At 71.2% G+C, this 25,608-nt stretch carries 24 protein-coding genes and 1 tRNA gene; 10 read left to right on the forward strand and 15 right to left on the reverse strand.

All coding sequences use genetic code 11. From position 1 onward, the window contains the following. Window positions 1–35 precede the first annotated feature (35 nt). The gene (locus CRP56_RS29160; RefSeq protein ID WP_097268965.1) at window positions 36–1,283 is read left to right on the forward strand and encodes a styrene monooxygenase/indole monooxygenase family protein; all 1,248 of its coding nucleotides are present in this window, start codon (window positions 36–38) and stop codon (window positions 1,281–1,283) included. Here the strand turns inward: CRP56_RS29160 and CRP56_RS29165 are convergent. From CRP56_RS29165 to CRP56_RS29180, 4 genes are all read right to left on the reverse strand, one after another. Further along, entirely contained in the window at window positions 1,262–2,332 is a 1,071-nt protein-coding gene (locus CRP56_RS29165) for a C40 family peptidase (RefSeq protein ID WP_257041170.1), read from the reverse strand. The two genes, CRP56_RS29160 and CRP56_RS29165, sit on opposite strands and share 22 nt — an antisense overlap. Window positions 2,333–2,435: 103 nt before the next feature. Further along, a complete protein-coding gene (locus CRP56_RS29170) occupies window positions 2,436–2,750 on the reverse strand; it encodes a hypothetical protein (RefSeq protein WP_179851152.1) in 315 nt (104 codons plus the stop codon). Beyond that, a complete protein-coding gene (locus CRP56_RS29175) occupies window positions 2,743–3,396 on the reverse strand; it encodes a TetR/AcrR family transcriptional regulator (protein ID WP_097268971.1) in 654 nt (217 codons plus the stop codon). The genes CRP56_RS29170 and CRP56_RS29175 overlap by 8 nt, the downstream gene beginning before the upstream one ends. 82 nt (window positions 3,397–3,478) lie before the next feature. Further along, entirely contained in the window at window positions 3,479–4,417 is a 939-nt protein-coding gene (locus tag CRP56_RS29180) for an AurF N-oxygenase family protein (RefSeq protein WP_097268973.1), read from the reverse strand. An 89-nt stretch (window positions 4,418–4,506) separates the two neighbouring features. On the opposite strand from CRP56_RS29180, the gene CRP56_RS29185 reads away from it, so the two are divergent. After that, on the forward strand, window positions 4,507–5,610 hold the full coding sequence (locus tag CRP56_RS29185) for a ferritin-like domain-containing protein (RefSeq protein ID WP_097268975.1): 1,104 nt from the start codon (window positions 4,507–4,509) through the stop codon (window positions 5,608–5,610). Then, on the forward strand, window positions 5,607–6,491 hold the full coding sequence (locus tag CRP56_RS29190; protein WP_097268977.1) for an ADP-ribosylglycohydrolase family protein: 885 nt from the start codon (window positions 5,607–5,609) through the stop codon (window positions 6,489–6,491). Before CRP56_RS29185 ends, CRP56_RS29190 begins: the two co-directional genes overlap by 4 nt. Here the strand turns inward: CRP56_RS29190 and CRP56_RS29195 are convergent. The 7 genes from CRP56_RS29195 to CRP56_RS29225 all read right to left on the reverse strand — a co-directional run bounded on the left by CRP56_RS29195 (window position 6,488) and on the right by CRP56_RS29225 (window position 13,027). Beyond that, window positions 6,488–6,994, reverse strand: coding sequence for a DUF3291 domain-containing protein (locus CRP56_RS29195; protein WP_097268979.1), 507 nt, complete (start codon window positions 6,992–6,994; stop codon window positions 6,488–6,490). The two genes, CRP56_RS29190 and CRP56_RS29195, sit on opposite strands and share 4 nt — an antisense overlap. 44 nt (window positions 6,995–7,038) lie before the next feature. Then, complete coding sequence (locus CRP56_RS29200) at window positions 7,039–8,496, reverse strand: penicillin-binding transpeptidase domain-containing protein (RefSeq protein WP_097274572.1); 1,458 nt, start codon at window positions 8,494–8,496, stop codon at window positions 7,039–7,041. A gap of 14 nt (window positions 8,497–8,510) precedes the next feature. Then, on the reverse strand, window positions 8,511–9,872 hold the full coding sequence (locus CRP56_RS29205) for an FtsW/RodA/SpoVE family cell cycle protein (protein WP_179851153.1): 1,362 nt from the start codon (window positions 9,870–9,872) through the stop codon (window positions 8,511–8,513). Window positions 9,873–9,925: 53 nt separating this feature from the next. Next, entirely contained in the window at window positions 9,926–10,345 is a 420-nt protein-coding gene (locus CRP56_RS29210) for an SH3 domain-containing protein (protein WP_097268981.1), read from the reverse strand. 70 nt (window positions 10,346–10,415) lie between these two features. Continuing rightward, complete coding sequence (locus tag CRP56_RS29215) at window positions 10,416–11,678, reverse strand: sensor histidine kinase (protein ID WP_097268983.1); 1,263 nt, start codon at window positions 11,676–11,678, stop codon at window positions 10,416–10,418. Beyond that, the gene (locus CRP56_RS29220) at window positions 11,678–12,388 is read right to left on the reverse strand and encodes a hypothetical protein (protein ID WP_097268986.1); all 711 of its coding nucleotides are present in this window, start codon (window positions 12,386–12,388) and stop codon (window positions 11,678–11,680) included. Before CRP56_RS29220 ends, CRP56_RS29215 begins: the two co-directional genes overlap by 1 nt. 132 nt (window positions 12,389–12,520) lie before the next feature. Beyond that, window positions 12,521–13,027 carry a protein-tyrosine phosphatase family protein gene (locus CRP56_RS29225; protein ID WP_097268988.1) on the reverse strand — a complete coding sequence of 169 codons (507 nt, stop codon included), beginning with the start codon at window positions 13,025–13,027 and terminating at the stop codon, window positions 12,521–12,523. Between the two features lie 106 nt (window positions 13,028–13,133). On the opposite strand from CRP56_RS29225, the gene CRP56_RS29230 reads away from it, so the two are divergent. After that, window positions 13,134–13,937, forward strand: coding sequence for a nuclease-related domain-containing protein (locus CRP56_RS29230; protein ID WP_097268990.1), 804 nt, complete (start codon window positions 13,134–13,136; stop codon window positions 13,935–13,937). On the opposite strand, the gene CRP56_RS29235 is transcribed toward CRP56_RS29230, so the two are convergent. Both CRP56_RS29235 and ligD read right to left on the reverse strand, forming a co-directional pair. Continuing rightward, a complete protein-coding gene (locus CRP56_RS29235; protein ID WP_097268992.1) occupies window positions 13,938–15,236 on the reverse strand; it encodes a vanadium-dependent haloperoxidase in 1,299 nt (432 codons plus the stop codon). Between the two features lie 98 nt (window positions 15,237–15,334). Then, a complete protein-coding gene (gene ligD / locus CRP56_RS29240) occupies window positions 15,335–16,216 on the reverse strand; it encodes a non-homologous end-joining DNA ligase (protein ID WP_097268994.1) in 882 nt (293 codons plus the stop codon). Between the two features lie 64 nt (window positions 16,217–16,280). Between ligD and ku the strand changes: the two genes are divergently transcribed. After that, window positions 16,281–17,339 carry a non-homologous end joining protein Ku gene (gene ku / locus CRP56_RS29245; protein WP_097268997.1) on the forward strand — a complete coding sequence of 353 codons (1,059 nt, stop codon included), beginning with the start codon at window positions 16,281–16,283 and terminating at the stop codon, window positions 17,337–17,339. Between the two features lie 66 nt (window positions 17,340–17,405). Here ku and CRP56_RS29250 read toward each other — a convergent pair whose 3' ends face one another. Further along, a complete protein-coding gene (locus CRP56_RS29250) occupies window positions 17,406–19,187 on the reverse strand; it encodes a beta-ketoacyl-[acyl-carrier-protein] synthase family protein (RefSeq protein WP_097268999.1) in 1,782 nt (593 codons plus the stop codon). Between the two features lie 349 nt (window positions 19,188–19,536). Then, a tRNA-Arg gene (locus CRP56_RS29255) sits at window positions 19,537–19,608 on the reverse strand. A gap of 107 nt (window positions 19,609–19,715) precedes the next feature. Between CRP56_RS29255 and CRP56_RS29260 the strand changes: the two genes are divergently transcribed. The 5 genes from CRP56_RS29260 to thrC all read left to right on the forward strand — a co-directional run bounded on the left by CRP56_RS29260 (window position 19,716) and on the right by thrC (window position 25,438). Continuing rightward, complete coding sequence (locus tag CRP56_RS29260; protein WP_097269001.1) at window positions 19,716–20,240, forward strand: response regulator; 525 nt, start codon at window positions 19,716–19,718, stop codon at window positions 20,238–20,240. A gap of 140 nt (window positions 20,241–20,380) precedes the next feature. Continuing rightward, window positions 20,381–21,523 (forward strand): ArgS-related anticodon-binding protein NrtL, encoded by a 1,143-nt coding sequence (gene nrtL / locus CRP56_RS29265; protein ID WP_097269003.1) that lies wholly within the window; start codon window positions 20,381–20,383, stop codon window positions 21,521–21,523. A gap of 17 nt (window positions 21,524–21,540) precedes the next feature. Then, window positions 21,541–22,932, forward strand: coding sequence for a diaminopimelate decarboxylase (gene lysA, locus CRP56_RS29270; RefSeq protein WP_097269005.1), 1,392 nt, complete (start codon window positions 21,541–21,543; stop codon window positions 22,930–22,932). A gap of 148 nt (window positions 22,933–23,080) precedes the next feature. Beyond that, a complete protein-coding gene (locus CRP56_RS29275) occupies window positions 23,081–24,373 on the forward strand; it encodes a homoserine dehydrogenase (protein ID WP_179851155.1) in 1,293 nt (430 codons plus the stop codon). Between the two features lie 6 nt (window positions 24,374–24,379). Then, window positions 24,380–25,438, forward strand: coding sequence for a threonine synthase (thrC, locus tag CRP56_RS29280; protein ID WP_097269007.1), 1,059 nt, complete (start codon window positions 24,380–24,382; stop codon window positions 25,436–25,438). The last annotated feature ends 170 nt before the right edge of the window (window positions 25,439–25,608 follow it).

Here is a 25,608-nt window from a genome sequence, read left to right on the forward strand (position 1 = left end):
TCCCCGAGTAGAACCCACAAGGAGCCACCACCCGCATGCGGAAGATACTCGTCGTAGGAGCCGGTCAGTCCGGTCTCCAGCTGGCCCTCGGCCTCCAGTCGCACGGCTACGAGGTCACCCTGATGTCGAACCGGACGGCGGACGAGATCCGCTCCGGCCGGGTCATGTCGACGCAGTGCATGTTCCACACGGCACTGCAGCACGAGCGCGATCTCCAGCTGAACTTCTGGGAGTCCCAGGCCCCGAAGATCGAAGGACTCGGCGTCTCGGTCGCGGCCCCCGGCTCGTGGGCCGAGGGCCCGGCCGCCCGTGCGATCGACTGGGTGGGCAGGCTCGACGGGTACGCGCAGTCGGTCGACCAGCGGGTGAAGATGGCCGGCTGGATGGAGACCTTCGCCCAGCGCGGCGGCCAGCTCGTCATCCACGGCGCGGCGGTCTCCGACCTCGACTACTTCTCCCGTACGTACGACCTCGTGCTGGTGTCGGCGGGCAAGGGCGAGCTGGTGTCGATGTTCGGCCGGGACGCGTCCCGTTCGCCGTACACCGAGCCGCAGCGGGCACTGGCCGTGTCGTACGTCCACGGCCTGGGCCCGCGCCCCGAGCACCCGGACTACGACGCGGTCCGCTGCAACCTCGTCCCCGGCGTCGGCGAGCTGTTCGTCATGCCGACGCTCACCACCTCCGGCCGCGCCGACATCCTGTTCTGGGAAGGCATACCCGGCGGCCCGCTCGACGTCTTCAGCGGCGTCAAGGACCCGGCGGAGCACCTCTCCCTGACCCTGGAACTCATGGAGCGGTACACGCCCTGGGAGTACGCGCGGGCCACGAAGGTCGAACTCACCGACGCGGGCGGCACGTTGGCCGGCCGCTACGCCCCCACGGTCCGCAACCCGATCGGCCGGCTCCCCGGCGGCGGACTGGTCCTCGGCGTCGCGGACGTCGTCGTCGCCAACGACCCGATCACCGGCCAGGGCTCCAACTCCGCCGCCAAGTGCGCGGCTTCCTACCTCGCCTCGATCCTGGAGCGCGGGGAGAAGGAGTTCGACGAGGAGTGGATGCAGGGCACGTTCGACCGCTACTGGGACACGGCCCGGCACGTCACCAAGTGGACGAACGCGATGCTGGCCCCGCCGCCGGAGCACGTCCTCAACCTGATCGGCGCGGCAGGCCAGTTGCAGCCCGCCGCCGACCGCTTCGCCAACGCCTTCGACGACCCGTCCGACTTCGAGAACTTCTTCTACGAGCCGGAGAAGACGGCGGCTTATCTGGGGTCTCTGTCCTGACTCTTGTCGGGGCGTACGGCCCCCAGGATCGGGTGGGAAGCCAGGGGCGAGACCTTGACCTTCTCACCCGTCCTCGGGGCCTGCACGACCTGCCCGCCCCCCAGGTAGATCGCCACGTGGGTCGCCTTCGGGAAGTAGACCACCAGGTCACCGGGCCGGAGCTCGCGCAGCGGAATCCGCGGCAGCTCGGCCCACTGCTCCTGACTGGTCCGGGGGATGGGCCGCCCCGCATGCCCCCAGGCCTGGGACGTCAGCCCTGAACAGTCGTACGCCTCCGGCCCTTCGGCGCCCCACTCGTACGGCTTCCCGAGCTGCTGCACGGCGTACCGCACGGCCCGGTCCGCGGCCCGCGTCGGCTCGTTGGCGTCCTCACCACTGCCCAGGGTGCCCGAGGTGACGAGGTCCTCCTGGGCCGCCTCGACGTCTGTCCGCTCCAACTCGTCGACGGCGCCGCGCTGTTCCTCGGTCAGGGAGGCGAGCAGCTCCTCGACGTCGTCGAGCTTCTTCCGTACGGCGTCCCGGTCCTTCTTCTGCCGTGCCGACAGGGTGAGTTGCCGGTCGAGCGCCGCGCGGGCCTTGCGGGCCAGCCCGTCGGCCTTCTTCTCGCTTCCCGTCAGCCGCCCCACGGTCTCGGCGCGTTCCCGCGCCAACTGCCCGATCACATGCCCCTGATCGAGCGCGTGCTGCGGATCGCGGGCCAGCAGCAGGCGCACGTACGGCGAGATGTCGGTGCTGTTCTGATACTGCTGCCGGGCCAGGCGCCCCGCCGCGCCCCGGCTGTCATGGAGCGAGAGCCGGGCCCGCGCCAGCTGCCCGTCGAGGCGGCGCACCTGAGCCCGCTGCTCCTTCAGCTTCTCCGCGGTGGCGTTGTACGTCTCGGTCGCCTCCTCGGCCTCCTGGTACAGCCGCTGAAGATCCGTCAGCAGTCCGGAGACGCTTCGCCCGCCGGGCGCGGGCGGCTCCGGTACGGCCGCCGCGGGCAAGGGCGCGAGGACGGTGCCGGCCGCCACCGCCGCCGTACACACCAGACGCAGAAGCCTTCCTGACACGTCATCACCTCCGGAGCGCAGCAGCCCCTCTGCTCCGCACCGCGAGCATGGGACGGCCGGTCGCGCTCCGCGCGCCGGACGTGGGCGGTTCGGCCCAATCATGTCACCCGTCGGTGTCGTCCGGCTTGCCGCCCGGCGTGGCGTCGGGCTTGGACCACGGCCACTTCAACCGCGACGGCCTGCCCTCGGGCTCGTACGCGTACTTCCACCCCTTCTGCAGCCCCAGCTTGCTCTGCCCGCGCGGCACCCGGCGGTAGATCAGCACGGTGGGCGGACCGCCGTCCGGGTCCGGGACCGGGATGCGGTACTGCTTGGGCGGGTGCCCGGTCGGGCCGAGGAGGACCGGCAGGACACGGCCGTCCATGGGGCCGCCCTCGAAGGGGGTGTCTTCGCTCTTCACGGCACCAGTGTCAGCCATCCGCCGCGAGGGCCTGCACCAGCGCGGCCGTCTGGGGGTCGCGCCTGGCGGTCACCGACAGCACGGCGACGAACTGCTCCACCAGCCAGTCCCGCAACTCGTCGACCGGCGGTTCCTTGTCGTCGTCCAGCCAGATCAGCGAGGCCGCCTCCACCGCCGTGATCCACATCCGTACGGTCATCCGCAGCCGCGAGCCGGGCTCGGTGACCCCGAGATGGCTGAAGATGTGCTGGGCGGCGGCTCGCCGTACGCCGTCCACGATGGCCGTCGTACGGGACGTCTCGACGACACTGCCGCCCTGGAGCAGCGCGCTGAAGCCGGCGTCGTGCTGGTCGACGAAGGCGAGGTAGCGGTCGAGCGCCCGGGAGAGACGGTCGAGCAGCGGCCCCTCGGGAGGCTCGGCGAAGCAGTGCTGGAGCTCTTCGGCGGCGGACCGGAGGGCAGCCTCGTAGAGCTGCTGCTTCCCGCCCGGGAAGTACCGGTACACGAGGGGCCGCGACACCCCGGCCGCCTCCGCCACGTCGTCGAGGGAGACGTCCTCGGGGGCGCGGTGCGCGAAGAGACCGAGGGCGGCGTCGAGGAGCTGGCTTCGACGCTCCTCGACGCTGAGGCGACGGTAGGCGGGGGTGGCGGCCGGCGGGGTCATGCCTCGCAGGGTAGTCGGCCGTGTGCGGGTGCGTCGTGGCTGGTCGCGCAGTTCCCCGCGCCCCTGGGTCGGCAGACTGCGCCTACGCCAACAGTCCCGACGACTTCCACAACCGCCGCCCCACCCCCCGAAGAACCCCGATGTCATCCAAGAAGTCCGTCAACCTCTTCGCCCCCGTCTGCATGACCTCCCGCCGATGCCCACTCGCCTTCACCTGAGCCAGCGCCTCCCGCCGGTCCAGCCCCACATTCGTGTAGACCTCGGGATTCACGAACGCCACCGAGAACACCCGCGCGAACTCCCCGGACGTCACCCGGGTGAACTCCTGCGACCACCGGGGCGCGGTCACCATCTGCCGCCGCAGCTCCTCGCGGGCGTACCGCACATGACGTGCCTCCTCCACGACATGGATCCGGGTGACCCCCCGGATCAGCGGCTGCACCCGCTCGTCCGGGAACGTCAGCCGCTGCATCCAGTCGAGGACCTCCTCACCGAGCAGCGTCGCGGTGAAGGACCCCGGCGTCGTCGAGATCGTCTTGAACAGGCGGCCCAGCTGCTGGTGCGCCCGGCTCACCGGGTACCACGGAGTGTCCCCGTGCGAGATCAGCCGCGCGAACATCTTCGAGTGCCGGCACTCGTCCTCGATCTCGGTCAGCGCGTAGCGCACATGCGCACTCGTCGCCGCCTTGTCGTAGATGTGCCGCACGAGCAGCTGCATGAGGATGAGCTCGAACCAGATCCCGAGCGAGGCCAGCGCCGCGGCCTCGTGCTGCGAGAGCAGAATCCGCTGCTCCTCGCTCATCCGCTTCCACAGCGGGGTGTCGTACAGCGACACCAGCTCGGGCGGCCAGAACCACTTGCCCTCCTCGAAGGGCGCGTCCCAGTCGAGTTCCTTGTCGGGGTCGAAGGAGTGCTTGGCGGAGGAGTCGAGCAGCCGCTCGGCCACTTGCTCCCGGTCCTTGAGCAGGCCGAGCGCGTCGCGGAGGCCCGCGAGCGCATCGGCGTCCGTCAACGTCGTCATGAGGTTATGAGACTGCTTGTCAGCAAGCCCGTCAATCCCCCGCGCACTACTTGTTGACCCCGCGTCTACGAAGGGGCAGCCTGCGGGACATGCCGACTTTCGACCTGTACGCCACAGATCCGGGAGACCCCCACTGGCAGGTGCCGGCGACCGGCGCGGCACGCTTCAGCTGGGAGTACGACCATGGTCGCGACCGTCTCCTCGCCCTCTACCAGAAGGGCAAGGACAAGCAGTGGGACGGACAGAAACGCATCGGCTGGGAGATCGAGGTCGACCCGTACGACCCCCTCGGCACCCCCGACGAGTCCATGTCCCTCTACGGCACCAAGCACTGGGCGAAGCTGACGGAGACGGACAAGGGCGAGCTGCGGCAGCACTACGCCTCCTGGCAGTTCAGCCAGTTCCTGCACGGGGAGCAGGGCGCCATGGTCTGCGCCGCGCGGATCGTCGAGTCCGTTCCCGACCTCGACGCGAAGTTCTACTCGGCGACCCAGGTGATGGACGAGGCCCGGCACGCGGAGATCTACGGGCGGTTCCTGCACGAGAAGATCGGGATGCTGTATCCGATCAACGACAACCTCCAGTCGCTGCTCGGTGACACCCTCCGCGACAGCCGCTGGGACATGCCGTACCTCGGTATGCAGGTCCTCATCGAGGGCCTCGCGCTCGCCGCGTTCGGCATGATCCGCGACACGACGGACAAGCCGCTGCCGAAGCAGATCCTCGCGTACGTCATGCAGGACGAGGCGCGGCACGTCGCGTTCGGCCGCATGGCGCTGCGCGACTACTACAAGCAGCTCAGTGACGCCGAACTCCGGGAACGCGAGGAATTCGTCATCGAGGGCTGCTGGTTGATGCGCGACCGGCTGCGAGGCGTCGAGGTCCTGGAGAACTTCGGCATCCCCACCGCGGAGGCCGAGGAGTACAGCGAGCAGTCCGAATTCCTCGCCCTGTTCCGCCAGTTGCTGTTCTCCCGCATCGTCCCGTGCGTCAAGGACATCGGCCTGTGGGGCAAACGCCTCCAGCAGGCCTACGTCGACATGGGCGTCTTCGAGATGGGCGACTCGAACCTCGACCTGCTGATGGCCCAGGACGAGGAGATCGCCGAGAAACTGGATGCGGAGCGGTTCGCGGCGCAGGAGCATGATCGGGTCGCGGAAATACAGGACACGATCGACCAGGGGACCCCATGAACCGAGCCGCCGCCCGCCGCAGCCTCCAAGGCCTCGCCCTCGGGGACGCGTTCGGCGAGCGCTGGTTCCCGCTGTTCCGTGAGCCCCGGCAGGCCTACGACGAGGTCCGCGCCCGCCGGATGCCGGCGGAACCCGAGTGGCACTGGACGGACGACACGGCGATGGCGCTCGCCGTGTGCCGGGTGCTGGACGAGTTCGGCGAGATCCGGCAGACGGAACTGGCCCAGGCCTTCGCGCTCGGCTACGACGCCGACCCCGCCCGCGGCTACGGCCACGGCATGCATCTGCTGCTGCCCCGCCTGCTCCAAGAGCCCGAGCGCTGGCCGGAGTTCGCCCGGGAGCTCTTCGGCGGCGAGGGCAGCCTCGGCAACGGGGCGGCGATGCGGGTGGCGCCGCTGGGGGCGTGGTTCCACACCGACGTGTCGCGTGCCGCCGAGCAGGCCGCCCGCTCCGCCGAGGTCACGCACGCCCACCCGGAGGGCGTCGCGGGCGCGGTCGCCGTCGCCGTGGCCGCCGCGCTCTCCGCCCGGCACGAGCTGACCCTGGACGCGGTGGCGGCACTGACCCCGGACAGCGCGGTCCGCGAAGGCCTCGCCCGAGCCGCCGAGGTCCCCTTCTCCACCGAGCCCTGGAAGGCCTCCGACCTCCTCGGCAACGGGCAGCGGATCCGCGCCGACGACACCGTCCCGTTCGCCGTCTGGTCCGCGGTCCGCCATCCCGACGACCTGGTCTCGGCCCTGTGGACGACCGCCGAGGGCTTCGGCGACGTCGACACCACCTGTGCCATCACGGGCGGCATCGTGGCCGCCCGCACGGGCGTGGACGGCGTACCGCAGGAGTGGCTGCGCCGCCGCGAAGCAGTACCCGGCGAGGCCGCCTAGACCCCGCAGCCCAAGTCCTCCGGCACCGCGAAGACCACCGGCTCCGAAGCCCCCGCCGGGAACGACGTCCGGAGTGTGAAGGCGTACGGCGTAGGCCCGTTGGCGCGTAGGTGCAGCAGCCGTGCCTCGGCCTCCGCGACCGTCGGGCGGTGGCCGGCCGGTACCCACCACAGGGCCGTCATCGCCTCCTCGACCTTCTCGAACCACTCGCGGCGGCGCGAGAGCAGCTCGCGGTGCTGGCCCTGGTACATGAAGGCCGTGAGCGCGTCGGTGTCCCGCCACACCGTGAGGTTGACGATCAGCCAGTCGTCGCCGAAGACCTTGATGTCGGTCGCGTCGCCGCCCTCCGACTGGAGGCGCCAGACATAGCCGTCGGCGGCCTCCGCGGAGGCGTTGACCGGGTCCAGCGCGTCGACGAAGTCCTTCAACTCCGGTGAGTCCAGCGGGAACTTGAGGCGGGAGATGTTGACCTGGGCGAGTTCGTACGCGGCGGCTGAAGTCATGTACCGAACGGTAGGTCGGGACCCCGGCCGCCGGTACCCCCGTCTCAGTGTGCGAGCACCGCCTCCATCACCGCCCGCGCGATCGGCGCCGCGTCCCCGCCCCCGCTGATCTCCCCCCGGTCCGCCTCCGCGTCCTCCACCACCACGGCCACCGCGACCTTGGGCTCCAGGTCGCGCTCGCCCTGCGCCCAGGAGATGAACCAGGCGTACGGCGTACCGGAGTTGTCGACGCCGTGCTGGGCGGTGCCGGTCTTGCCGCCGACGATCGCGCCGGGGATCGCGGCGTTCGTGCCGGTGCCCTCGGTCACCACCTCCTCCATCAGCTCCTTCAGGCGTACGGCGGTCGCCGGATGCATCGCCTGCCGTACCGGCCGTGAGCCGGCCGTCGAGACCGTGGCGCCGCCCGACCGGGTCGTCCGCTCCACCAGGTAAGGCGGCCGGATCTGCCCGCCGTTGGCGACGGCCGCCGACACCATCGCCATCTGGAGCGGCGTCGCCCGCGTGTTGTACTGCCCGATCGACGACAGCGCGAGCTGCGCCTTGTCCACGGACACGTCGAAGGTCGACTCGGCGACGGAGTACGGAATCCCGAGCCCGGTGTCGTTGAAGCCGAACCGCGCCGCCGTGGTCGCCATGTCGCTCACCCCGACCCGCACCCCGAGCCGCGCGAACACCGTGTTGCAGGACCACATGAACGCGGCCCGGATCGGCGCGTCCTCGCAGCCCGTGGCCTCGTTGGTCAGCGAGGTCGTGGTGCCCGGCAGGGTGTAGGGGTCGGGGGAGTCGGTCGCCTCGTCGACGTCCGTGACCACGCCCGCGTCCAGCGCGGCGGCCAGCGTGACGACCTTGAACGTCGACCCCGGCGGATAGGTCTGCCGCACCGCCCGGTTGAGCATCGGCTTGTCCGGGTCCGCGTTCAGCCGCGCCCAGGACCGCTCCACCGCCGCGTCGTTCCCCGACAGCACCTGTGGGTCGTACGACGGACTGGTCACCAGCGCGAGGACGCGCCCGGTCGACGGCTCCACGGCCGCCACCGCGCCCTTCCGCCCGGCGAGTCCCGCGTAAGCGGCCCGCTGTGCGGCCGGGTTGATGGTCGTGACGACGTTGCCGCCCGGGTTCTGGCGCCGTGTCAGGTCGTTCCAGAGGGGGAACGCCGACAGCATCGGGTCGGTGCCGGAGAGGAGGTCGTCCTCGGCGTGCTCCAGGAACGTCGTGCCGTAGATCTGCGAGGCGAAGCCGGTCACCGGCGCGTACAACGGGCCCTTCGGATAGGTCCGTTCGTAGCGCAGCCGCCCGTCGGTGTCCTTCGAGCCGGTGACCGGGGCGTCGCCGACCAGGATGTCGCCGCGCGGCTGGCCGTAACGGGCGATCGCGGTACGGCGGTTGGCGGGGTTGTCGTCGTAGGAGTGGGCCTGGAAGACCTGGATGCGGGTGGCGTTGACGAGGAGCGCCACCAGCAGCAGGGCGCAGAAGCCGGCGGCGTGCCGGATATAGCGGCTCATCCGGATGTTCCGCGTCACGCGGCGACCTCCCCGTCGAACTGGCTGCGGGCGGAGTCGCTCACCCGGATCAGCAGGGCCACGATCGCCCAGTTGGTCACCACCGACGAGCCGCCCTGGGCCAGGAACGGCATCGCCATGCCCGTCAGCGGGATCAGCCCGGTCACCCCGCCCGCGATGACGAACACCTGCAACGCCACGATCGACGCGAGCCCGACCGCCAGCAGCCGCCCGAAGGGGTCGCGCAGGGAGAGCCCCGCCCGATAGCCGCGCTCCACCAGCAGTCCGTACAGCAGGAAGATCGCCGACAGTCCGGCCAGCCCCAGTTCCTCGCCGGCCGTCGCCAGGATGAAGTCGGACTTGGCGGCGAAGCCGATGAGGATCGAGTGCCCGAGCCCGAGCCCGGTGCCCATGATGCCGCCCGCGGCGAACGCGAACAGCGACTGCGAGAGCTGGTTGGGGCCCTGACCGGCCTCGATGGTGGCGAAGGGATGCAGCCAGTCCTGCACCCTGCTGTGCACATGCGGCTCCAGCCAGCCCACCGCGACGGCGCCCAGCGAGGCCAGCAGCAGCCCCACCGCGATCCACCCGGTCCGCCCGGTGGCGACGTACAGCAGCACCACGAACAGCCCGAAGAACAGCAGCGACGTCCCGAGGTCCCGCTCCAGGACCAGCACCACCACACTCAGCAGCCAGATCGCCACGATCGGCCCGAGCACCCGCCCGGTCGGCAGCTGGAGCCACCAGATCCGGCGCCCGGCGTAGGCGAGCGCGTTGCGGTTGGCGGCGAGATAGGCGGCGAAGAAGACCGCGAGGAGCACCTTGGCGAACTCGCCCGGCTGGATGGAGAACCCGGCGATCCGGATCCAGATCCGGGCCCCGTTCACGGCCGGGAAGGCGATCGGCAGGACGAGCAGCGCCAGGGCGGCGGCGACGCACACGTAGGAGTACCGCTGGAGCACCCGGAAGTCCCGCAGGAACAGCGCGGTGACGATGAACAGCGCCACGCCCACCGTGGACCACACGAGTTGGGTGGGCGCCGCCCGGTCGCCCGGGGTCTCCAGGTCGAGCCGGTAGATGAGGACCAGGCCGAGGCCGTTGAGCAGCACGCCGATCGGCAGCAGCAGCGGATCGGCGTACGGCGCCCGGTAGCGCACCGCGAGATGCGCGACCAGCGCGAGCACGCCGAGCCCGGCGCCGTAACCGGCGGCGCCGGGCGGGACGGTGCCGTGTCGGGCGAGGCCGACCGCGCAGTAGCCGTACACGGAGAGCAGTACGGCGACGACGATGAGGGCGAGTTCGATGCCCCGGCGCCGGGGGAGGCGGACGGCGGAAGCGGGGGGATCCGCTCGCACCACGGTGGTTCCGGCCTTGGTCATGTCCGGAACCTACCCAAATAGGGAGACTTGTCTTCCCGATTTTCCGGGTCTTCCTAGCACCAGCGTGGCGCCGCTCCGATGTTGTCGATGTACCGTGCGGCGCCCCAGGCCCAGGTGCCGTCCGTGAGGAGGTACCAGAGCGGGTTGCCGTCGATGGTCTGGCCGGGCGTCTTGCAGAAGATCGAGACGATCTCGCCCCTGTGTACGGTCCGGATGATCTGCGACCCGCGGGTCGGCGCGCTGCGCAGGTTCAGCGTGCTGGCGGTGACCACGCCCTTGTAGAGGCGCGGGTTGTGCTCCTGCTGGTGGTGCTCCCAGTTGCCCTGGTTGCCCTGGTTTCCCTGGTTGCTTTGGTTGCTTTGGTTGCTTTGGTTGCCGTCCCAGTCGTCGTTCGCGACGGCGGGCACGGCGGCAGCGGCGGCGAGCAGGGCGCCGGCGGCGAGGGATATGGAGAGACGGGAGCGCAGGGACATGAGCGAACCTCCACGAAGGGGGCGAACTTGACTATTCGCCACATTAGGAGGGGTGGTCGGGAGCCGCCTTTCAGGCTGGGCCGTCAGGGGCGGGGGACCCGCGCAGCGTGAGTACGGCGACGGCTCCTCCGTCAGACGCGTTCCGGAAACTCAGCTCCGCCCCGAGCACCTCCGCCTGCCCGACCGCGATCGTCAGCCCCAGCCCATGCCCCTTCGATCCCCCCTCGGTCCGGAACCGCTGTGGTCCGTGCTCGACGAGATACTCCGGATACCCGTCCCCGTGATCCCGCACGGTCACCGTCGGCCCGTCCACCGTCAGAGAGACCGGCGCCCTGCCATGCCGATGCGCGTTGGCCACCAGATTCCCCAACACCCGCTCAAGGCGCCGCCGATCCGTCTCGACGACGACACTGTGCACAACCCTGACCTCCGTGTCGGTCCCCGACGCCCGCACCACCCGCTCCGCCAGCGCCCCGAGCGACACCGCGTCCAGATCCAGCAGCTCCCGCCCCGTGTCCAGGCGCGAGATCTCCAGCAGATCCTCCGTCAGCGTCCGCAGCGCGGCCACCCGGTCCCGCACCAGCTCCGTCGGCCGCCCCGGCGGCAGCAGCTCCGCCGCCGCGTGCAACCCGGTCAGCGGCGTGCGCAACTCGTGCGCCACGTCGGCCGTGAACCGCTGCTCGCTCAGCAGCTTGCCCTGCAACGAGGCCGCCATGGAGTCCAGCGCGGCGGCCACCGCGGCCACCTCGTCCTGCGGCCGCGTCGGATCCTTCGTGCGCGGGTCGTCGACGCGCGCGTCCAGGTCACCGCCGCTGATCCGCCGCGCCACCCGCGCGGTGGCGTGCAGCCGCCGGGTCACCCGGGTCACCGCGAACGCGCCCACCAGCAGCGTCGCCCCGATGGCGAGGGCCGAGGACCACAGGATGGCCCGGTCGAGCGCGTTGATGGTGTGGGCCTGCTGGGAGTAGTCGACGACGACGGCGAGGGCCCGCTCGTGGTCGGCGGGACCGGCCGCCCACATCGTGGGGCGCCCCTCGTTGTCGGCGACCATCGTGCCCCGGTGGCCCGCCACCGCCAGCGCCCGCAGCGACGTGGGCAGCCCCGGCGGGTCGACGCCCGCACCCGGCAGCAGGCTGTCCCCGGCCTCGTACGCCTCGGTCGCGTCCGCCAGCCGGGACAGCGCCAGGTCACGGGCCTGGCCGACGGTCTGATTGGTCACCGAGACATGCACGAGGATGCCGAGCAGCGCGGCCAGCGCACAGCACATGACGGTGATGAAGGCGGCGGCCTTCAGGGCGAGCGTGCCGGACCAGCGGGGGAGCGCGAGCCTCATCAGGGGGTCGCCGAAGGGGAGGGGGAAGGGGAAGAGGAGGCCTTCGGCCCCTTGCCGAGGCGCAGCATCTCGTCGTGGGTGAGCAGAAAGACGCGCTGGTCCGGGTCCCAGGTCCACTGGAACCGGTACTCGTAGTCCGCGAGGTCGGACGGCGCGTGGATGATCACCGAGTGCCCGGCCAGCTCGACCTGGCTCACCGCGTCGTCGTTGCTCATGACCTGCACCAGCCGGCCGCCCTGGACGGTGTAGACGCGGACGGCGGTCTGGTTGCCCGGCAGCAGCCGGAAGCCCAGCGTCAGATCCGCGTGGCCGTCGCCGGTGAGATCGCGGTAGTACGCCTTGAGGACCGGGCACCGGTCGTCCGCCGGCGTCCTGCCGCAGTAGGCCATCCGGCGGGCCGTCTCGCGGTAGGTCGCCTTGGAGCCGGAGTAGTCGTCCGGGTGCTGGGAGATCTCCGCCTTCACGACGGCCACCGGGTCCACCTTGCGCACGTCGTCACCGGGCACGGCGACGCCCTTCATGACCTCGGCCTCGCCGTCGTCGTAGTTCCAGGCGGGGCTCGACGCCGGCGTCAGCTGCGGCCACAGCTTGGCCGGGCTGGTCGCGGTCGGGGTGGACCCCGCGGCCTGGAGGCCGCCCGCGTCACCGCAGCCCGCGGCGGTGGCCAGCAGCAGGGCGGCGGCGAGGACGGTTCGGACGGGGCGTGGCACTGTGCTCCAGAGGGGCGGACGGGGCGGACGGGGCGGCGAGGGGCGACTACCGGCCCCGTACGCGGGACGACTACCCGCCCGTACACCTTATTCGTACGGAAGTCCTTTTTGCGCACCCGTCCGGGAGGGGCGTCATTCGGCCAGCTCCTCCAGCAGCCGTGCCGTCGGCAGTCCGGCCCGCAGATAGTCGACGAACAGGTCGTTGTGCAGCGCCCAGGGCGAGCGGCGGTCCCGGATCGTGCGGATCGCCTCCTCGGCGGAGTGCCCGGCACGGATCAGGGCGTGCGCCACGACCAGCCCCGAGCGGTTGTAGCCGTGATAACAGCGGACGAGGACCGTGCGGCCCTCGTCGATCGCTTCGCTCGCGGCCTGTGCCAGCCGGATCACGCCCGCGAGCTGGGTCCCGTCCAGGGGCCCGTCGGGTATCGGCCACACATGGTGCTCCACGCCGGGGTCGGGCCCGTGCCCCGGCAGCCTCAACAAGGTCTGGACGAGATCGAACTCGTCCCGTACGACGGCGAACTCCCGTTGCCCCGAGGGCCCCTTGAACTCGTGTCCGCCCATCCACAGTCCGGGCACGATCTCGTTCCAGGGGCGGTCCGGGGCCGGTACGTCGGGCTGCCTCCTGCGGGTACGCAACAACGCCTCCCCAACTCCCCACCACCGTGGCGACCTTCGTCAAAGGTAACCGCCTTCTTGCCCCTGGAGCACCCCGCCTGGTCCCATGGTCGAGGGGTGATGGTGCATGAGCGGACTGCGCGTCATACCGACCTGGCGGCACGGCCAGGAGCGGCTCTATGTGTGCCTGACGGACGGGCGGAACGTCGCCTGGTACGACAGGGAGGCGGCCCGGGTGAACCTGCTCAGCGAGGCGAGCCGGGAGGACGTCCTGGAGGTGCTCGGCCCGTTCCTGACGGGCCAGGTCGCGGTCGGGCCGCCCCCCGTCCCGACCCCCGCGGAACTGGCCCGGCTCACCCTCCACCCGGACGACGACCTGGCGCCCAACCGCCCCGGCGAGGCCCTTCAGATCGCCCTCGACCGCGACCCCGGCCCGCCGCACCGGCTGCGCCCCGACCCGCGCCGCAGGGCACTGCTGGCCGAGCAGACCGTGGGCGAGGCCCTCGACCGGCTCGACGGCGCCGGCTGGCACGCCCTGCACTCGGTCCCGCTCCCCGGCGGCGACCGCGTCCACCACCTGGCGATCGGCCCGGGCGGCCTCTTCGCGATCCACACCCTGCACGCCCGCAAGCAGCGGGTGACGGTCGCCGACCCCATGGTCGCCCTGGGCCGCCACGACCCCCGCCCGCTGCTGCGCCGCGTCCGCGCCGACGCCGACCGCGCCTCCTACGCGCTGACCGCCGAGGTCCACCCGGTCCTCGCCGTCGTCGCCCCGTCGGACGTACGGATCAGCGCCCCGCTGCGCGAGGTCCGCGTCATCGCGGACACGGAGGTGGAGAGCCTGGCCCGGCTCGGCGGGGTGCTGAAACCGGCGGACGTGGAGGCCCTGCACGCGATGGCACGGGACCGGAACACCTGGACGCGCGTGTAGTTACCGCAGCGGCCGGAAGTAGTGGTCCATCGCCCAGTCGCCGATGGCCCTGCCGATCCGGGTGCCGACCTCGTCGGCGGTGCGGAAGTGGATGCCGCTCCAGACCCGGGCGTTGACGGTGTCCCGCTGGAAGTCGGCCGACCTCTTGTACGTCCGCGTCGTCCCGGTCGGCGTCGACGACAGCCGCAGGTCGATGTCCCCGCCGGTCAGCCGGTCGAGTACGGCCATGACGGCGCCGTCGTTGGCGCAGTGCCCGCCGATGTACTCCGGGTACGGGGGCGTGTCCAGCAGCGGAGTCCAGCCCGGGTCGGCCTCGGTGGCCGGGTTGCCGTCGGTGCCGGCGAGCCGGATCGCGTGGACCGGACGCCAGAGGGCGTATGTGAACTTGGCGTTCCAGGCGGTGATCGTGGCGTCGGCGGCCGCGGTGTCGGCCGCGGCGAACAGCCGGGCGGCGTCGACGATGTCGAGCTTGTGCCGGGTGACGTGGTCGCGGTACCCGGCCTGGAGCTGCTGGGGCAGCGGGTGCGAGAAGAAGAGCGCGGTCTCGGTCTGCCGCGCGCTCCGCCTGCTGCCGCTCCTCCCGCCCATCGCCTTCGTCTCGGTGAGATCACGGGCGTACCGCCGCGAGGTCAGCGCGGGCGGCGGGCCCGGCATGAACTGCTCCGGGTCGTCGGACAGCATCGGCCGCACCTTGCCCAGCCAGGCGTTCACGGCGGGGCTGTACGTCGGCGGGGCGGGCCGCCACACACCCGGCGCGGGCTCCGGGGCGAAGGTCACCCGCTCACCGCGCCCGTCCTCCTCACGCAGCGCGATGAGCCGCTCGGCGGCCAGCTCCCCGAACCGTTCGCCCTGCTGCTGGGCCGTGCCGTCCGGGATCTTGGCGAGGGAGGCGGTGTACGCCTTCTCGATGCGTTCCCTGGAGGCCGGGAAGTAGGTGAGCAGCACCCGCCGCGCGGCGGTGGCGGCGGCCGCCTCGGAGGAGGCGTACCGCGGGCCGCGTACGTCCCACTTGTACTCGGCGTAGCGGCCCTCGATGCCGACGACCGCGTTGTAGACGGCGGCGTGGACGAAGCCGTACCAGAGGAACGGCTCGGCGGTCGGCCGCCTGGCGTCGTCGGCGATCACGGCGACGGCGGTGCGGTTCCAGTCGGTGATGACGTCGGCGCCGGGGCGCTTGTCGGACGTGCCCTGGGCGGCGGTGGCCCAGGGGGCGGCCGAGAGGGAGAGCGCCGTGAGACCGACGAGCAGGGCTCGGCGGAGAGTACGGGTGCGGACGCGGGAGGGCGGTCGTGCGCGCATGCCGGTGGCTGCTCCTTCGGTGATCCGATGAGATGAGAGATGTCCCCATTGGTCACCATCTGTGCCCGCCGGTGCCGGGCGCGAAGCCAGGACAGCCCCTAGGGCAGCCGTCCGGCGGACCGCGCGTCGAAGAGGGGCGCGAGCAGATCCCCGTAGTCCTGGATCCGCGGCCCGATGTCCGTTGCGAGGAAGGCGAGTTGAGACGCCGACCGGCACTCCTCGACCTCCGTCCAGGTGACCGGCGCGGAGACGGTCGGCTCGGGGCGGGCGCGCAGGGTGTAGGGGGTCGCGGTGGTCTTGCGGGCCGCGTTCTGGCTCCAGTCGACGAACACCTTCCCGGGGCGCAGGCTCCGGGTCATCCGGTGCACGACGAGCTTCGGCATCGCCCGTTCGGCGGCGACGGCGAGCCCCTTGGCGTACTCCGTCACCCGTTCGGACGGCGTCGGCCGCACCGCCGCCAGCAGATGCAGCCCCTTCGACCCGGACGTCTTGGCGTACGCCGCGATCCCGTCCGCCGCGAGCCGCTCCCGCAGCCACAGCGCGACCTCACAGCACTCGACGACGGAGGCGGGCGGCCCCGGATCGAGATCGAACACGATCCGATCGGCTTCGGCCGGCTCACCGACCACCCACTGGGGCGTATGGAACTCGGTGACGAGATTCGCCGCCCACATCAACGACGCCAGATCCTGTACGACGACCATCCGCGCCGGCCCCTCCGACCGCGGCACCTCGGCCGTGGTGACCCAGTCGGGCGTACCCGGCGGCACGTTCTTGGCGAAGAACACCTGCCCGTCGGGCCCGTCCGGGTAGCGCAGGAAGGACAGCGGCCGGTCCCGCAGGTGGGGGAGGAGGGCGTCGGCGGTGGTGGCGTAGTAGTGCAGCACCTCGCCCTTGGTGAACCCGGTCGCGGGATACAGCACCTTCTCCAGGTTGCTGAGCGCGAGCCGGCGCCCCGCCACCTCCGTGATAGGCGTCATACGATGAGAATCTCACGCATATCGTGTGATATCGCCCGTCACAGTCGCCGAAAGGATGCCGCCCGTGCGATCCATATGGAACGGCGCGATCTCGTTCGGCCTGGTCAGCATCCCGATCAAGCTGGTCAACGCCACCGAGAGCCACTCGATCTCCTTCCGCCAGATCCATCTGGAGGACGGCGGCCGCATCCGCTACCGCAAGGTGTGCGAGCTGGAGGAGAAGGAGGTCAGCGGGGCCGAGATCGGCAAGGGCTACGAGGACGCGGACGGCACGATCATCCCGATCACGGACGAGGACCTGTCCCACCTCCCCCTCCCGACGGCGAAGACGATCGAGATCGTGGCCTTCGTGCCGGCCGACCGGATCGACCCGCTCCAGATGGATGCCGCGTACTACCTGGCGGCGGGCGGTGCCCCGGCGGCCAAGCCGTACACCCTGCTGAGGGAGGCGCTGAAGCGCAGCAACAAGGTGGCGATCGCCAAGTACGCGCTGCGGGGGCGGGAGCGGCTGGGGATGCTGCGGGTGGTGGAGGACGCGATCGCGATGCACGGGCTGCTGTGGCCGGACGAGGTGCGGGCCCCGCAGGGAGTGGCGCCGGACACCAAGGTCACGGTCAACGACAAGGAACTCGACCTCGCCGACGCCCTCATGGACACCCTGGGCGAGATCGACCTGGAGGACCTCCACGACGAGTACCGCGAGGCGCTGGAGGAGGTCGTCGCCGCGAAGGCCGCCGGCGAGACCCCACCCGAGGCCCCGGAACCGGCCACCGGCGGCAAGGTCCTCGACCTCATGGCGGCGCTGGAGAAGAGCGTGCGCGAGGCGAAGGAGTCCCGCGGCGAGGAACCGGCGGAGGTCAGACAACTCCCGCAGCGCAAGCCGTCGTCCCGGACGACGCCGAAGCCGGCGCAGGGGAGAAAGTCGACGTCGAAGACGGCGACGACGAAGAAGGCCGCGCCCTCGGCCTCGGCGAAGAAGTCGACGGCGACGAAGAAGACGACGGCGAAGAAGACGACGGCCAAGAAGACGACCTCGGCTTCGGCGAAGAAGACGACCTCAACTGCGGCTTCGGCAAAGAAGACGACGGCGAAGAAGGCAACGCCCCGCAAGCGCTCGGCCTGACCCCTGCCAACAGGCCCGTCCCCTCATCCGACCGCAACGGTGCTCAGCCCCCCCACCCGCATCCGCTCAACGGATGCGCCGCAACGCCAGCACCGCGTTGTGCCCCCCGAACCCGAACGAGTTGCTGAGCGCCAGATCCCCGCCGGCCGGCAGCTCCCGCGGAGCGTCCGTCACCACGTCCAGCTCCACCTCTTCGTCCACCTCCGCACACCCCACGGTCGGCGGCACCACCCCGTGACGCAGCGTCAGTACGGTGGCCACGGCCTCCACCCCGCCGGCGGCCCCCTGCAGATGCCCGAGGTGCCCCTTGAGCGCGGTCACCGGCACGTACAGGCTCCGTTTCCCGAGGACGGCCCGCAGCGCACCCGCCTCGGCGAGATCCCCCTCCACGGTCGCGGTCGCATGCGCGTTCACGTGTACGACATCCACCACATGCCCGCCGGCGTCCCGCACCGCCCGCCGCAGCGCGAGCGCCACCCCGCTCCCCGAGGGATCGGGTGCGGCCATGTGATGCGCGTCCGCGGACAGCCCCCACCCCGCGGCTTCGCAGTAGATCCGCGCCCCTCGGGCGAGGGCATGCTCCTCGGCCTCCAGCACGAGAACCCCCGCGCCCTCCCCGTTCACGAACCCGCCCCGGTCCTTGGCGAACGGCCGCGAGGGCGACCGCCCGTCCTCCAGCCCGGCCTGGGACAGGGCTCGCATCGAGGCGAACGACGCCATGATCGCCGGCGTCACGACCGCTTCCGCACCGCCTGCGAGGGCGACGTCGACACGGCCGTACCGTATGCGGTCGATCGCCTGCCCGATGGCCTCGGTGCCGGAGGCACACGCGCTGGTCACCGTCCGGGCCTCCCCGGTGATGTGCAGGTCGAGGGAGACCTGCGAGGCGGCCTGCGAGGGCACGGTCATCGGAGTGGTGAGCGGCGAGACGCCCCGCGGCCCCTTCTCCCGCAGCTTCCGGTCCCCACCCACCAGGACCGACGCATCCCCGAGGATCGCCCCGAGACTGACCCCGACCCGCGTGGGATCGAGCCCGCTCTCCCGCGTTCCCCCGTCCACGAACCCGGCATCGCCCCAGGCCTCGCGCGCGGCGAGCACCGCGAACTGCGCGGCCCGGTTCATCCGCCGAGCGGCAGCCCGAGGCAGCAGCCCGGCAGGATCGACGTCCACGACCCCGGCAACCCGCACGGGCAACTCACCGAACTCCTCCCCCTCCAACTCCCGTATCCCGTGCCGCCCGTCGAGCAGCCCCCGCCACAACGCGTCCACCCCGACCCCGAGCGGAGTCACGGCCCCGAGCCCGGTGACGACGACCCGCCGCGGCCCACCGGCAGCGGCCTCCCGCGAGGGCCGAGGGTGATGCCGTACGACATACCCCTCCCGGTCGGCATCCCGAGCCCACCCCCGCACGACCTCGTCCGCCACCGGCTCCTCCACACACAGGTCGAGATCCCGGTGCCAGACCCCCCAACGCCGTACGTACGTCACCTCGACGGCCCGCGGATCGACGGCCCGCACCGAGCCCACCCGGTCCCCGTCCCGGAACTCGACATCGTCCAGCGCCGGCGACGACAGCCGGGGCACGGCGGCCACGTCCAGCCGATGGCAGGCGACGGTGACCGTCCTCTCCCGCCCGAGCACCTCGTCCCGGTCCACCCCGCCGAGCGGCGGCCGCAGCGACACCCGGATCGTCTCCGGCGACTCGGGCAGCGTGTGCGTGACGACGTACCAGCGCTGCCGCTCCACGTCCTCGGCCGACAGCGCGACCAGGTCACCCGGAATCACCTCGGCGACGCTAACTGTGTGCGGATTTATCGGGACTTCGGTCTTCTCGGACGAATTGGACATACCCGTACACGCTTCCCGTGCTCCGAACTGCCTTGCGGGGGACGGTCCCGAGTGAACGGGACGAAAGCCGGAAAGGCCATTGTTGAACCCGAAACATGCCCGGATTCTTACGCTCCGCAAACGGTGATCAGAATCGACACCCCGTCAACCTGCGTGCGCACAAGGCGAGTTACCAGCACACCTTCGAACGATCTGTGTGCAAGCTCACGGCCGCACACACAGGCAGCCGGAGCATCCGGCGGCCCACCTCCGTCGACCGCACGCCTCCTCGAACCGCGCCCGCTCCGCACCCACCACGAACCAACGACAAAGAGCGGGACCCAGTGAAACTGGGTCCCGCTCTCCAAAGTGCCCACGGCAGGATTCGAACCTGCGCACACGGTTCCGGAGACCGTTGCTCTATCCCCTGAGCTACGCGGGCGTCCGCCGTGCTGTGCGCGGCGACGGGTAGAACCCTACCAGCTTCGATGGGGTCTTCATGAACAGGTATTTCCGGCGGTCAGGGGCCGCCCGCGGCCCCCGGTAGGGGTGGAAGTCGGGAAAACCCGGACGCGATGGCCGGTCCGGACCTACTCTCGAGTTGTGCCAGGCGCCTCGGGCCGGGTGCTTGTTGTGGACGACAACAAGGTCATCCGGCAGTTGATCAGGGTCAATCTCGAGCTGGAGGGTCTCGAGGTCGTGACCGCGGCCGATGGTGCCGAGTGTCTGGATGTCGTTCATCAGGTGCGGCCCGATGTGGTGACCCTTGATGTGGTGATGCCCCGGCTTGACGGACTTCGTACCGCCGCCCGGCTGCGCTCCGATCCCCGGACCCGCGATCTTCCCCTCGCCATCGTCAGCGCCTGCACGCAGCACGAGGTCGAGAGCGGCCTCGACGTCGGCGTCGACGCCTTCCTCGCCAAGCCCTTCGAGCCCGCCGAACTCGTACGGCTCGTACGCCAGTTGATGGAGCGCCGGCATGACTCGGCAGAGGGTGACGGGGGCGACGACGCGGTCTTCGACAGCGTGCTCGGCGCCGGTGAGGCCGAGCGGGCCGGGCGGGCGGGCGGCTGAGGTCGAGGCGGAGGCTGGGGTCGGGCAGGCTCCGGCACCGTCCACCGGCGTCCACATCCACTGTCCACCGGCGTCCACATCCCGGACCTTCCGTTAAACCGACTCGCCTACCCACCCCCCTCCTCCCATACGCTGGTCCCGTGACCCCCGTCGAGCTCTCCCGTACCGTGCTGCGCGCGGTCCGTCGCGCTGTCGACGGTGGAGAGCTGAGCGTGACGGTTCCCGGACGGGCCGTCGTCGCACCTCCCGGCCCCGGCGGCTGCGGTGACTACGCCACCAACATCGCCCTCCAGCTCGCCCGCCCCGCCGGCCGGCCCGCGGACAAGGTCGCCGAGATCCTGCGGGCCCATCTCCTCGACGCCCCCGCCATCACCGACGTCGTCGTCACGGGACCCGGCTTCCTCAACATCAGTCTGCGTGACTCCGGCTCCGCCGCGCTCGTCGAGGAGATCCTCCGTCGCGGACGGCGCTACGGATGGGTGGAGGACGGGTTCACCGGCGAGATCGTCCAGTTGCACGCGCCCCACGAGGTCCGTGCCGTTGTCGTCATGGACGCCGTGTCCCGGCTCCTCCGCTCCCAGGGCGCCCTCGTCCGGAGCACCTGCGAGGCCCGTCCCGAGCCGGAGTGGACCGACCTGCTCGACGCTCCCGTCGACGCCTTCGGCACCCCGGCCCCCCTCAACATCACCCTCCGCCCAGTCCCCGCCCCCACCGACCCCACCCCCCTCGGCCGCGACGCCGCCCGCTGGGCCCTGCTCTACCCCGCCGCCCACGACCGGCCCCGGATCACCGACGAGCATCTCGTCCAGCGCGAGGGCAACCCCCTCTTCCGCGTCCGTTACGCCCACGCCCGCACCCGGGCCCTCAGCCGCAACGCCGCCGACCTGGGCTTCACCTCAGATCCAGCCGCGCTCGCCGGGCTCGCAGAACACACCGCGCCCGGCGTACCCGGCGTACACACCGCGCCCGGCGTGCCCGGCGTACCCACCGCACCCACTGCACCCGCCGCCCCCGCCGACACACGGCACAGCCTCACCCCCCTGCTCGCCGACCACCCCCGAGTCCTCGCCCAGGCCGCAGCCGACCGTGCGCCCGACCGTCTCGCCCGGCACCTCGTCACCGTCGCCGATGCCGTGCTCACCCTCCTGCCCGGCGTGCTGCCGCGCGGTGACGAGAAACCCTCGGCCGCCCACCGTGCCCGGCTCGCCCTCGCCGAAGCCGCCGGGACGGTGCTGGCCGGTGGCCTGTCCCTGCTCGGCATCGACGCACCCGACCACATCTAGAGAGCCAGCCACAGATCATGAGCCGTTCCGCCCACCCCGCCGGGCCCCGTCACGCCGATGTCCTCCCCGAGGGCCACTACTCCGCGCCGCCCGCCGACCTCAACACCCTCGACCCCAAGGTCTGGGCCCAGACGGTCACGCGCAACGAGGACGGTGTCCTCACCGTCGGCGGCATCACCGCCACCCAGCTCGCCGAGGAGCACGGCACCCCCGCCTACATCCTCGACGAGGCCGACTTCCGCGAGCGGGCGCGCGCGTGGCGTACCGCCTTCGGGGCCGACGCCGACGTCTTCTACGCCGGCAAGGCGTTCCTGTCGCGTGCCGTCGTGCGCTGGCTGCACGAAGAGGGGCTCAACCTCGACGTCTGCTCCGGCGGCGAACTCGCCACCGCCCTCTCCGCCGGCATGCCCGCCGACCGCATCGCCTTCCACGGCAACAACAAGTCGAAGGACGAGATCCGCCGTGCCATCGAGGCCGGTGTCGGACGTATCGTCCTCGACTCCTTCCAGGAGATCGTCCGCGTCGCCCACATCGCCGGGGAGCTGGGCAAGCGGCAGCGCGTGCAGATCCGGATCACGGTGGGCGTCGAGGCGCACACCCATGAGTTCATCGCCACCGCCCACGAAGATCAGAAGTTCGGCATTCCGCTCGCCGGCGGGCAGGCCGCGGAGGCCGTGCGCCGGGCGCTTCAGCTGGACTCCCTCGACCTCATCGGGATCCACTCCCACATCGGCTCGCAGATCTTCGACATGTCCGGCTTCGAGGTCGCCGCGCACCGCGTCGTCGGGCTGCTCAAGGACATCCGGGACGAGCACGGCGTGGAGCTGCCCGAGATCGACCTCGGCGGCGGCCTCGGCATCGCGTACACCAGCGATGACGACCCTCGCGAGCCGCACGAGATCGCCAAGGCGCTCACCGAGATCGTGACGCGGGAGTGCGAGGCGGCCAAGCTGCGCACGCCGCGGATCTCCGTCGAGCCCGGGCGTGCCATCGTCGGGCCCACCGCGTTCACCCTTTACGAGGTCGGCACCATCAAGCCGCTCGACGGGCTGCGGACGTACGTCTCCGTCGACGGCGGCATGTCCGACAACATCCGGACCGCGCTGTACGACGCCGAGTACAGCGTCGCTCTCGTGTCCCGGACCAGCGACGCCGAGCCCATGCTCGCCCGCGTCGTCGGCAAGCACTGCGAGAGCGGGGACATCGTGGTCAAGGACGCGTTCCTGCCCGCCGACCTCGCGCCGGGCGACCTGATCGCCGTACCGGCGACGGGTGCGTACTGCCGTTCCATGGCGAGCAACTACAACCACGTGCTGCGGCCGCCGGTCGTCGCCGTGCGCGAGGGGGAGTCACGGGTCATCGTCCGGCGGGAGACGGAGGAGGACCTCCTGCGTCTCGACGTCGGGTGAGACCCAAAAATCAACAGGGCGGAAGATCTCCTGTCTTCCGGGCCCGTACAGATGAAATCGATGTCTCACGATCCGGACGAAGGGTAGAAACTCCCGTCCGGTGAGTGAGACTGGTCCAACCGTAGACGGTATGAGGAAACGAGGTCGGATGATGCGTACGCGTCCGCTGAAGGTGGCGCTGCTGGGCTGTGGAGTGGTCGGCTCAGAGGTGGCGCGCATCATGACGACGCACGCCGACGACCTCGCCGCGCGCATCGGCGCCCCCGTCGAGCTGGCGGGTGTCGCGGTACGCCGTCCCTCCAAGGTCCGCGAGGGCATCGACCCCGCCCTCGTCACCACCGACGCCACCGCCCTCGTCAAACGCGGGGACATCGACGTCATCGTCGAGGTCATCGGCGGCATCGAGCCCGCCCGCACCCTCATCACCACCGCCTTCGAGCACGGTGCCTCGGTCGTCTCCGCCAACAAGGCCCTCCTCGCCCAGGACGGCGCCGCCCTCCACAAGGCCGCCGAGGACCACGACGCCGACCTCTACTACGAGGCCGCCGTCGCCGGCGCCATCCCGCTGATCCGCCCGCTGCGCGAGTCCCTCGCCGGCGACAAGGTCAACCGGGTGCTCGGCATCGTCAACGGCACGACCAACTTCATCCTCGACAAGATGGACAGCACGGGGGCGGGCTATCAGGAGGCCCTCGACGAGGCCACCGCCCTCGGATACGCGGAAGCCGACCCGACCGCCGACGTCGAGGGCTTCGACGCCGCCGCCAAGGCCGCCATCCTCGCCGGCATCGCCTTCCACACGCGCGTGCGCCTCGACGACGTCTACCGCGAGGGCATGACCGAGGTCACCGCCGCCGACTTCGCCTCCGCGAAGAACATGGGGTGCACCATCAAGCTGCTCGCCATCTGCGAGCGCGCGGAGGACGGTGGGTCGGTCACGGCCCGCGTGCACCCGGCCATGATCCCGCTCACCCACCCGCTGGCCTCGGTGCGCGGCGCGTACAACGCCGTCTTCGTCGAGTCCGACGCGGCCGGGCAGCTCATGTTCTACGGTCCCGGCGCCGGCGGCGCCCCGACCGCCTCCGCAGTCCTCGGCGACCTCGTCGCCGTCTGCCGCAACCGGCTCAACGGCGCGACCGGTCCCGGCGAGTCCGCGTACGCCGCCCTGCCCGTCTCGGACATGGGCGAGGTCGTCACGCGGTACCACATCAGCCTCGACGTCGCGGACAAACCGGGTGTTCTCGCCCAGGTGGCCACCGTGTTCGCCGAGCACGGCGTGTCCATCGATACGGTTCGCCAGACGGGCAAGGACGGCGAGGCCTCCCTCGTCGTCGTCACCCACCGGGCCTCCGACGCCTCCCTGTCCGGGACCGTCGAGGCGCTGCGCAAGCTCGACACCGTGCGCGGTGTCGCCAGCATCATGCGGGTTGAAGGAGAGTAACCAGCAATGACCCACCAGTGGCGCGGAATCATCGAGGAGTACCGGGACCGGCTGCCCGTCTCCGACAGCACCCCGGTCGTGACGCTCCGCGAGGGCGGCACGCCCCTCGTGCCCGCGCAGGTGCTCTCCGAGCGCACGGGCTGTGAGGTCCACCTCAAGGTCGAAGGCGCGAACCCGACGGGCTCCTTCAAGGACCGCGGCATGACCATGGCCATCACCAAGGCCAAGGAGGAGGGCGCCAAGGCGGTCATCTGCGCCTCCACCGGCAACACCTCCGCCTCCGCCGCCGCCTACGCGGTGCGCGCCGGCATGGTCTCCGCCGTCCTCGTGCCGCAGGGCAAGATCGCGCTCGGCAAGATGGGCCAGGCCCTCGTGCACGGCGCGAAGATCCTCCAGGTCGACGGCAACTTCGACGACTGCCTCACCCTCGCCCGCTCGCTCAGCGAGAACTACCCCGTGGCGCTGGTCAATTCGGTCAACCCGGTGCGTATCGAGGGCCAGAAGACGGCCTCGTTCGAGATCGTGGACATGCTCGGCGACGCCCCCGACATCCACGTCCTCCCGGTCGGCAACGCGGGCAACATCACCGCGTACTGGAAGGGGTACAAGGAGTACGCCGCCGACGGCATCGCCGCCAGGACCCCCCGCATGTGGGGTTTCCAGGCCTCCGGCAGCGCCCCGATCGTGCGCGGCGAGGTCGTCAAGGACCCGTCGACGATCGCCACCGCCATCCGCATCGGCAACCCGGCGTCCTGGCAGTACGCGCTCGCCGCGCGCGACGAGTCCGGCGGCCTCATCGACGAGGTGACGGACCGTGAGATCCTGCGCGCCTACCGCCTGTTGGCCGCGCAGGAGGGCGTCTTCGTCGAGCCCGCCTCCGCCGCGTCCGTGGCCGGTCTGCTGAAGGCCGCCGAGCAGGGCCTGGTCGACCCGGGCCAGAAGATCGTCTGCACCGTCACCGGCAACGGCCTGAAGGACCCCGACTGGGCCGTCGCGGGCGCGCCGCAGCCCGTCACCGTCCCGGTCGACGCGTCGACGGCCGCCGAGCGCCTCGGCCTTGCGTAAGCAAGCCTTGCGTACACAGGCGTAGACAAAGCGCCGCGCGGCGACATCCCGACAGGGGGTGCACAGGGGGCTTACGACACGCATCGTGCGCCTCCTGTGCGCCCTATGTCGCCACAGAACCTTCCTTCGATAGGCTGTACTGAACCCGCCCGCCGCATATGCCCGAGCGC

The organism is Streptomyces sp. TLI_55, assembly GCF_900206255.1.
GTDB classification, from domain to species: Bacteria; Actinomycetota; Actinomycetes; order Streptomycetales; family Streptomycetaceae; genus Streptomyces; species Streptomyces aquilus.